This is a genomic window from Candidatus Methylomirabilota bacterium (genome assembly GCA_036005065.1).
Taxonomy (GTDB): Bacteria; Methylomirabilota; Methylomirabilia; order Rokubacteriales; family DASRDR01; genus DASYQW01.
Genome location: DASYQW010000095.1, coordinates 1 through 7,839 on the forward strand (window position 1 = coordinate 1; position 7,839 = coordinate 7,839).

The 7,839-nt window shown below is 72.9% G+C and carries 7 protein-coding genes; 3 read left to right on the top strand and 4 right to left on the bottom strand.

Annotation, left to right across the window (positions count from 1 at the left end; translation table 11 throughout):
* The 3 genes from VGW35_07085 to VGW35_07095 form a co-directional block, all read right to left on the bottom strand.
* Positions 1 to 887: aldo/keto reductase (locus tag VGW35_07085; protein ID HEV8307416.1), on the bottom strand; the 887-nt coding region annotated here is incomplete at its 3' end.
* A gap of 16 nt (positions 888 to 903) precedes the next feature.
* Positions 904 to 1,698, bottom strand: a complete 795-nt coding sequence (locus VGW35_07090; GenBank protein ID HEV8307417.1) for an SDR family NAD(P)-dependent oxidoreductase — start codon at positions 1,696 to 1,698, stop codon at positions 904 to 906.
* Positions 1,695 to 2,558 (bottom strand): methyltransferase domain-containing protein, encoded by an 864-nt coding sequence (locus tag VGW35_07095; protein ID HEV8307418.1) that lies wholly within the window; start codon positions 2,556 to 2,558, stop codon positions 1,695 to 1,697. Before VGW35_07095 ends, VGW35_07090 begins: the two co-directional genes overlap by 4 nt.
* A 136-nt stretch (positions 2,559 to 2,694) precedes the next feature.
* Here VGW35_07095 and VGW35_07100 point away from each other — a divergent pair, with 136 nt between their 5' ends.
* Both VGW35_07100 and VGW35_07105 read left to right on the top strand, forming a co-directional pair.
* Entirely contained in the window at positions 2,695 to 5,103 is a 2,409-nt protein-coding gene (locus VGW35_07100; GenBank protein HEV8307419.1) for a penicillin acylase family protein, read from the top strand.
* Positions 5,103 to 5,936 carry a DNA-formamidopyrimidine glycosylase family protein gene (locus VGW35_07105; GenBank protein ID HEV8307420.1) on the top strand — a complete coding sequence of 278 codons (834 nt, stop codon included), beginning with the start codon at positions 5,103 to 5,105 and terminating at the stop codon, positions 5,934 to 5,936. The genes VGW35_07100 and VGW35_07105 overlap by 1 nt, the downstream gene beginning before the upstream one ends.
* A gap of 44 nt (positions 5,937 to 5,980) precedes the next feature.
* Here VGW35_07105 and VGW35_07110 read toward each other — a convergent pair whose 3' ends face one another.
* The gene (locus tag VGW35_07110) at positions 5,981 to 6,553 is read right to left on the bottom strand and encodes a thiamine pyrophosphate-dependent enzyme (GenBank protein ID HEV8307421.1); all 573 of its coding nucleotides are present in this window, start codon (positions 6,551 to 6,553) and stop codon (positions 5,981 to 5,983) included.
* Between the two features lie 753 nt (positions 6,554 to 7,306).
* On the opposite strand from VGW35_07110, the gene VGW35_07115 reads away from it, so the two are divergent.
* Positions 7,307 to 7,645, top strand: coding sequence for a hypothetical protein (locus VGW35_07115; protein ID HEV8307422.1), 339 nt, complete (start codon positions 7,307 to 7,309; stop codon positions 7,643 to 7,645).
* Positions 7,646 to 7,839 lie beyond the last annotated feature (194 nt).

Below are 7,839 nucleotides of genomic sequence, written 5' to 3' on the forward strand. Positions count from 1 at the left end.
AGGGTCGAGTAGCCGAGTAACACGGTGGAGACGGCGTCGTTGCTGATCGCGAAGCGCAACGCCAGGTCGACGAGGCTCTCGGCGTAGCCTTCCTGGACCAGGACCGCGAGTCGCTGCGCCCGCTGCACGTCGGTGACGTAATCCGGTCCCGAGGCGATCGGCTCCACCGCCGGCGCCGCGATCGGGTGGCGCTCGGTGGTGCCGCTCAGCGCCCCGGCGGCCAGGACACGGATCACGATGACGCCCACCCGCCGGGCCCGGGTGCGCTCCAGGAGCCCCTCGAAGTCGTGGGCCGGGAAGCCCGGCGGCACCTCCACCCCGGCGCTGGGGTTGAGCAGGTTGTAGCAGACCTGGGCCGTGTCGAGGCCCCCGGCCTCCACGACCTGATGCAGAGCCGGGGCCTCGCCGAGCGCGGTGATGCCGTAGAGCCGCGTCTTCCCGTGCTGCTGGAGCGCTTGCAGGGCAGGAATGATCTCCTCCAGGACGTCCGCCGTCGCCACCGTACCCGGCCCGCCCCGCGCGGCGATCGGATTGTGGAGCTGGAGCAGGTCGACCCGCTCCAGGCCGAGTCGCCGGAGGCTCGCCTCCAGCGACCGGGCGATCGCGCCCCGGACATCCCCCAGATCGGGCGGGTCCACCCGGAACTTGGTCCCCACGCACACCGGGGCTTTCACCACCCGAAGCGCTTCACCCAGGTGCTGCTCCGACACGCCGTCGCCGTACGACGGCGCGGTGTCGAAGTAGTTGACGCCGAGCTCCACGGCGCGGGCCACGGCCCGCTCGCGCTCGGCCGCGGTCCCCCGCACCATCAACCCGCCGACGTTGCCGCAGCCGAAGCCGAGCGCCGAGATGCGCAGGCCGGTCTTCCCCAGGCTCCGATACTCCATGATCCCTCCCCGGCGGTCACGACATGAGAAACCCGCCGTCGACGTTGAGGGCCTGGCCCGTGATGCCTCCGGATTCCGGCAACGCCAGGAACACGGCGACGTGGGCGATCTCCTCGGCCTCGATCATGCGCCGCAGCGGAACCTGCCGCTTGTAGTATCGCTCGAAGATGTCCGCGCCCGGCATCGGCCCGGCCTTCGTCAGCTGGGCCTTGACGCCCATCCCGGCGCGCACGTAGCCCGGGCAGATCGCGTTGACCGTGATCCCCGGGTGGCCCTGCGCCCCGAGCTCGGCGGCGAGCGCGCGGGTGAGGCCGACCACGCCGTGCTTGGAGGCGGCGTAGGCGGTGATGTAGCCGTAGCCGCCCATCTTCCCGAAGACCGAGGCGACCGTGATGATGCGCCCACGCCCCCGCCGCATCATCTCGGGCAGCGCCGCGCGGATCGCCCGGTACGTGCCGTTCAGGTTGACGTCGATCACCCGCGTCCAGCTCCCCTCGTCCTGTTCCGCGAGGAGGCCGGGGCCGTCGATGCCCGCGCAGGTGATGAGGACGTCGAGCCCGCCGAACGCCTCCACCGCGCGCCCGGCCAGCGCGGCCATGTCGGCCGTGCGGCCCACGTCGCCGCGGGCCACCGCCGTCCCGACCCCGAGGCGCCGGACCTCTTCCGCCGTCGCCTCGACCGAGTCTCCCACGTCGCCGAGGACGAGCGCCGCGCCCTCACCCGCGAACGCCAGCGCGATGGCCCGCCCGATGCCGCCGCCCGCGCCGGTCAGCACCGCCACCCGGCCGGAGAGCCGCCCGGCCTCCGTCACTCGCCGCCCCGGGCCCCACCGGGCGGTCGGTGTCCGACGACCTCGATCAGGGCGACCCGATCCTCCTCCAGGTTGCGCCGCATGTTCTCGGCCATCACGGCGAAGTCGGCCCCGAGGAGCAGGTGGAACCCGAGCGGCGGCGGCCCGGCCTCGGCGAGCCGCCGGGCCATCGCGCGGAACCAATCCCGTCCGAGCGCCGTCGTGTCCCGCCAGCTCACGATGTCGAAGCCGGCCGCCGCCAGGAGCCGCCGGAGCTCGGCCGGCGCGACCAGGAAGCTGGTCGCCGGCTCCCGCGCCCAGGGCACCGGAAAATGGGGCGGGCCAGCGGGCCCGGCCAGCACGTCGTAGATCGCCAGCCGTCCGCCCGGCGCGAGGACCCGGGCGAGCTCCGCGTACAGCCGCGGCTTGTCCTCGATGTTCATGGCCGCGTGCTGCGTCCACACGACGTCGAAGGAGGCGTCCCCGAACGGGAGGGCCAGGGCGTCGCCGTGGCGATAGGCGACGCGCTCGCTCAGCCCCGTCCGCTCGGCCAGCATCGCGGCGACGCGGCAGTACTCGTCGGTGAGGTCGACTCCCGTGACCCGGCAGCCGAACTCCACCGCGAGGCAGCGCGAGGGTCCACCCAGGCCGCTCCCGACGTCGAGCACGTGCTGGCTCGGATCGAGCCCGACGAGACGTCCCAGCTCGAGCGTCGCCTCCCGGCCCCGGACGTGGAACTCGTCGACCGGCGCCAGGTCCTGAGGCCGCAGGTGATCCGGGTCCTTGCCGGCCGCGACCAGCGCCCCCAGGAGCGCCGCCCCGAGGTCGCGGCGCGTGTAGTGCTGCTCGACCCGGCGCGCGATCGCACCCGTGTCCGGCATGGTCACCTCCCGCGCCGACGACTGTAGCACACGCCGTGGCGACCGGCGCCGGCGCGCCGCGTCCGTTGAGCCCTCCCGCGCTCTCGTGATAGGCTCGGCTCCGATTCCGGCGTCCACCTCAACCTCGGGAGGCGTCATGAAGATCACGGCGCGTGAGATGTTACAGCGGCTCGGCGCGGGCGAGCCGATCGCCTCGGTCTGCGAGGCGGCCGGTCTCAGCCGCCGCGACTTCGAGGACTGGTGGCGGGCGGAAGCCGCGGCGCGGGTCCCCGCCGCGAGCGGGACCCGGCGGGCGCCCGCCGGGTCCCGCGCCGAGATCCATCGGGATGGCTGGGGCATCCCCCACGTCTACGCCGAGACCGATGGCGCCCTCTTCTTCGCCTTCGGGTACGCCATGGCCCAGGACCGGCTCTTCCAGCTCGACTACCTGCGGCGAAAGGCGTCCGGCACCCTGGCCGAGGTCCTCGGACCCGAGGGCCTCGAGCTCGACACGATCGCGCGAACGATCGGGCTCCGCCACATCGCCGAGGCCGAGTGGGGGCGCACGCCAGCCGAGACCCGGGCCCTGCTGGCGGCCTTCGCCGACGGCGTCAACGCGGTCATCGAGGAGAGCCGCGAGCGCCTGCCGATCGAGTTCGATCTCCTCGGCTACGGCCCGGCGCCGTGGTCGCCCGTGGACTGTCTGGCCATCGCCGGCGAGTTCCGCTACTACTTGACGGTGCGCTTCCCGGTCATCGTGATCCCCGAGCTCGCCAAGCGCGTGCTGGGTGAAGGACCGCTCTACGCCGCGTTCCTCCAGGGCGAGGCCGACGACGAGAGCATCCTGCCGCCCGGGGCCTACCCCGGGCGACCCGCGGGAACGGAGTCCGTCGGCTCGGCCATCGGCTGGCCGGTGGGCGACCCCGAGGAGGGCCGGGGCAGCAACAACTGGGTGGTGGCCGGAACCCGCACCACGACCGGCCAGCCCCTCGTCGCGAGCGACCCGCACATCGCCTTCGGCGCGGTGTCGTGCTGGTACGAGGTCCACCTCTCGGGCGGCTCGTTCGACGTCGCCGGCACGGCCTATGCGGGTGTGCCGGCAGTGTTCTTCGGTCGCTCCCGGCGCGTGGCCTGGGGCATCACCAACAACATCTGCTCACAGCGGGACCTCTACCAGGAGCGGACCGACCCGGCTCGCCCGGGCGCGTTTCTCTACGACGGGCGGTGGGAGCCCGCCCGCGAGGTGGTCGAGGACATCCGGGTCGCGGGGCGCGAGACCGTGCGCCGGGTGATCCGCTTCTCGCGAAACGGTCCCATCGTCGACGACATCCTGCCGGCCGCGGCGCGGGGAACGGGGCCGGTCGCCCTCCGCTGGCTCGGCGCGACTCCCTGCGGCTTCCTGACGTCCCTCCTCGCGCTCAACCGCGCGCGCTCGGCTGACGAGCTGCAGGCGGCGGTGCGAGGCTGGCGCGTCCCGACCTGGAGCCTCGTCTTCGCCGACGTGGACGGCCACATCGGCTACCGGACGGCCGGGACCGTGCCCGTCCGGCGCATTCGCGAGCGCGGCTATCGGCCGGGCTGGGACCCGCAGCATCAGTGGGAGGGGCTCATCCCCTTCGAGGCGATGCCGCAGTGGCGGGACCCCGAGCGGGGCTGGATCGCGACGGCGAACAACCGCCCGGCACCCGACGATTTCCCCTACCCGCTCTCGGGAACCTGGTCGAGCGGCCACCGCGCCCGCCGCATCCGCCAGCTGATCGAGGCGAGGCCCCGGCTCGCCCGCGAGGATGTCGTGCGGATGCACCAGGATGCCCTTTCCCTCCGCGCCGTCGACTGCGTGCCCCGACTCCTCAAGGCGCTGGCCGCGTCGCCCGAGGTGCTCCAGGATCCACGCCTCCGGCAGGCGGCCGGCCACCTCGAGGCCTGGGACTGCCAGATGGAGGTCGATCGCGTGGGGGCGGCGATCTTCGACGTGTTCTTTCCCCGCTTCTGCCGCGCTGTCGTCGACGAGCGCTTCGACGGCGCGACGGCCGAGCTCCTGGCGGGCGCCGCGGCCGGCCTGGCCTCGGAGCTCCTGGCCGAGGACGCCGTCGGCTGGTTCACCCAGCGCAGCCGGGAACAGGTCATCCTCGGCGCGTTCCGGGACGCCCTGGCCGAGCTCGAGGGTCGGGTCGGAAGTGACATGGCGACCTGGACTTGGGGCCGACTCCATCAGATCCGGCTCCAGCACGTCCTCGCGGGCCGCGGCGAGCTCGGACAGCTCCTCGACCGGGGCGGCCTCCCCGTGAAGGGAAACGGGACCACGGTCTGCAACACCGGCTACGACCCGAACTATCTGGCGCCGATGGGGGCCAACTATCGGCTGATCGCCGACCTCGCCACGACGCCGCCGGGACTGTGGGCGGTCGACGCCCAGGGCCAATCCGGCCACCCCGGAAGCCCGCATTACGCCGATCAGCTCGCCGAGTGGATCGCAGCCCGTTACCACTATCTCTCCCTCGACCGCGCCGAGGTCGCCCCGACCATCCGGCACACGCTGACCCTGGTCCCCTCCGACGGAGGCTGATGCCGGAGCTCCCTGAAGTCGAGGCCGCCCGGCGCGCGGCCGAGCGCGCGGCGGTCGGGCGTCGCATCGTCGGCGTGTGGTGCGCGGAGGATCCCATCGTCCTCGACGGCGTGAGCACCAGCCGGCTGCGGCGAGCGCTCCTCGGCCGGCGGATCCTCGGAGTGCGGCGTCACGGCAAGCACCTCTGGCTCGAGCTCGATCGGCGGCCCTGGCCATGTGTCCACTTCGGGATGACCGGCGGCCTCTTCACCTCGGCCGGGCATCGGGTGCGGCTACGATCGAGCGGGCGTCGCGATCCGGGCCCGACCTGGCCGCCGCGCTTCACGAAGCTGCGGTTGACCCTCGGCGATGGCGGCGAGCTGGCCATCGCCGACGCCCGCCGCCTGGGCCGCATCCGGCTGCGGATGGACCCGCCGCGCGAGCCACCGGTCAGTGGGCTCGGCTTCGACGCGCTCCGCGAGCTGCCCCCGGCGCCCGGCTTCCGCGCGCTGCTCGGGGCGCGGGCGGCGCCCATCAAGGCGATCCTGCTCGACCAGTCGTTCGCGGCGGGCGTCGGGAACTGGGTGGCCGACGAGGTGCTGTACCAGGCGCGCATCGATCCGCGGAAGCCGGCGCGCGCACTGGCGGCCGACGAGGTCCGCCGGCTGCGGGCGAAGCTCCGGTCGGTCTTGGCCACCGCCGTGCGCGCCGGGGCGGACAGCGACCGCTACCCGCGGACGTGGCTCTTCCATCGGCGCTGGGAGCGGGATGCTCCGGTGGTTCGGGGCGAGCGGATCCGCCGCGACACCATCGGCGGCCGCACGACCGCCTGGGTCCCGGCCCGCCAGCGGTGACCCTTCGACCACCACACCGGGGTCTTCCGAGACCCCCCGATGAACTACACGCGGGCGAGCCCGGCGCGGAGGGCCTCGACCTGCCGGGAGAACGGGAGGCCGGCGGGCGCCGTCATCGGCGTCTGCTCGGCCAGGGTCGTGGAGAGCTCGACGAGGATGGGACCCTCTTCACCGAGGAGAGCCGGCAGGCGGCGCCGCAGCTCGTCGAGGTCGTCGATCGCCGAGGCGTTCCGGTACCCCGCGCCCTTGGCCATCAGGACGAAGTCCACGCTCGGCCCGCCCGGGATCTCCTGGGCGCCCGAGGTGTGGTAGACGGCGTTCTTGAAGACGAGGTGGACGAGGTTGCGGGGCGCCGCCCCCGCGATGGTCGCGAGCGAGCCGAGCTGCATGAGGAGCGAGCCGTCGCCGTCGAAGACGATCACCCGCCGCTCCGGGCGAGCCAGGGCCAGGCCCAGGCCGAGGGAGGAGGCGCCGCCCATGAAGCCGACGCACGTCACCGAGAGGTCGTCGGGGGCGATGGTCCGCCAGGCCGGCGCCGTGGTCATGGTCGGCACGCAGATCGCGTCGCCCCGTACGGCAGCCACCGCCCGCAGCACGTCTTCCGGCTTCATCGGCATCTAGGTCACTTCGGGGGGGTCTCGGAAGACCCCCCCGATGCCCCCCCGTCGTGGCGGCGGCGAAGCCGCCGCTCTGAGCGCTCCTCGATGCACCACGCATTCCGTGGCCGGCGCGGGGTTACGCCACCACACCTCTAGAACCTGGGAGACAGTCTCGATGCCCACCGACCTCCCTGTTTTCAGTTTGTCCTTGACAGCCCCAAGATGTTGTGCGATAGAGGGCAAGGCTCCGCCAGATGTGGGAGTCCGGCCCTCCGGTGGGCCTGGCTCGAGACGAGCGCAAGCAAGCTCCGCCCACACCGGGCGGGGAGGCAGGTCGGGCAGAAGTTGCTGGCTTCGGGGTCGGACAGTCGCGCCCCTGATTTCGCCCCCGCCTCGGCTCGATTGATCCGCCGTCGCGTCACTCTCCCCCGCCTGTCTCGCCCGGCCGGCCGCGCCGCACCCGGTTGCCCCGCGCCTCGGTTCCTCGTCATCGTCGAGCGGGCGGAGCTTGCCCTCTATGCGTATCTGCGGGCGCAGTTCGCCGGGGATGCGGACGTGACCGTCCTCATGGATCGTCGCCGCACCGAGCGGGCGGAGACCCGCCCGTCGCAGCAACCCGAGGACCATCGGAGGGATCGGAGGAACCCCGAGCCGCTCGGGGGCGGCCGCCGCTTCTGCTGGGTCGTCGACACCGACCCGCGGCCGACGGCAGTCGTGGCCACGCAACGCTCCGGTAACGGGTCGGGCAGGCCGGCCCGAGGGAGGGGAACGGTGGAGGCACTCGAGGATCGCCAGCGGGTGGACCGGTGGATCGAGGAGAGCCAGTACCTCATCGGACGGATCATCCCCGGTCTCATGGACGACCGAGAGCGGTTGAAGGGCAAGTTCGACGCGGCCGAGCACGAGTGCCTGAAGCTCCGGCATGAGGTCGGCGAGCTGCGGAAGCAGGTGAGCGACCTCCAGAGCGAGACGCAGTACTTCCGGAACGAGCACATGGCGATGGCCGAGATGCTCCGCGAAGTCATCGAGCACGTCGGCCAGGTCCAGAAGCCGCTCAATGACGTGTTCCGGCGGCTTCAGGTGACACAACCGACGGAGGTGGCAGGCTAGGTCATTTCGGGGGGGTCTCGGAAGACCCCCCCGATGCCCCCCCGGTCATTTCGGGGGGGTCTCGGAAGACCCCCCCGATGCCCCCCCGTCGTGGCGGCGGCGAAGCCGCCGCTCGGAGCGCTCCTCAACGCATGCCAGGGTCGTCCTCAGCTTCCGCTTACCCGGACGCGCCGGCGGACACTCGTGGCGTCAGG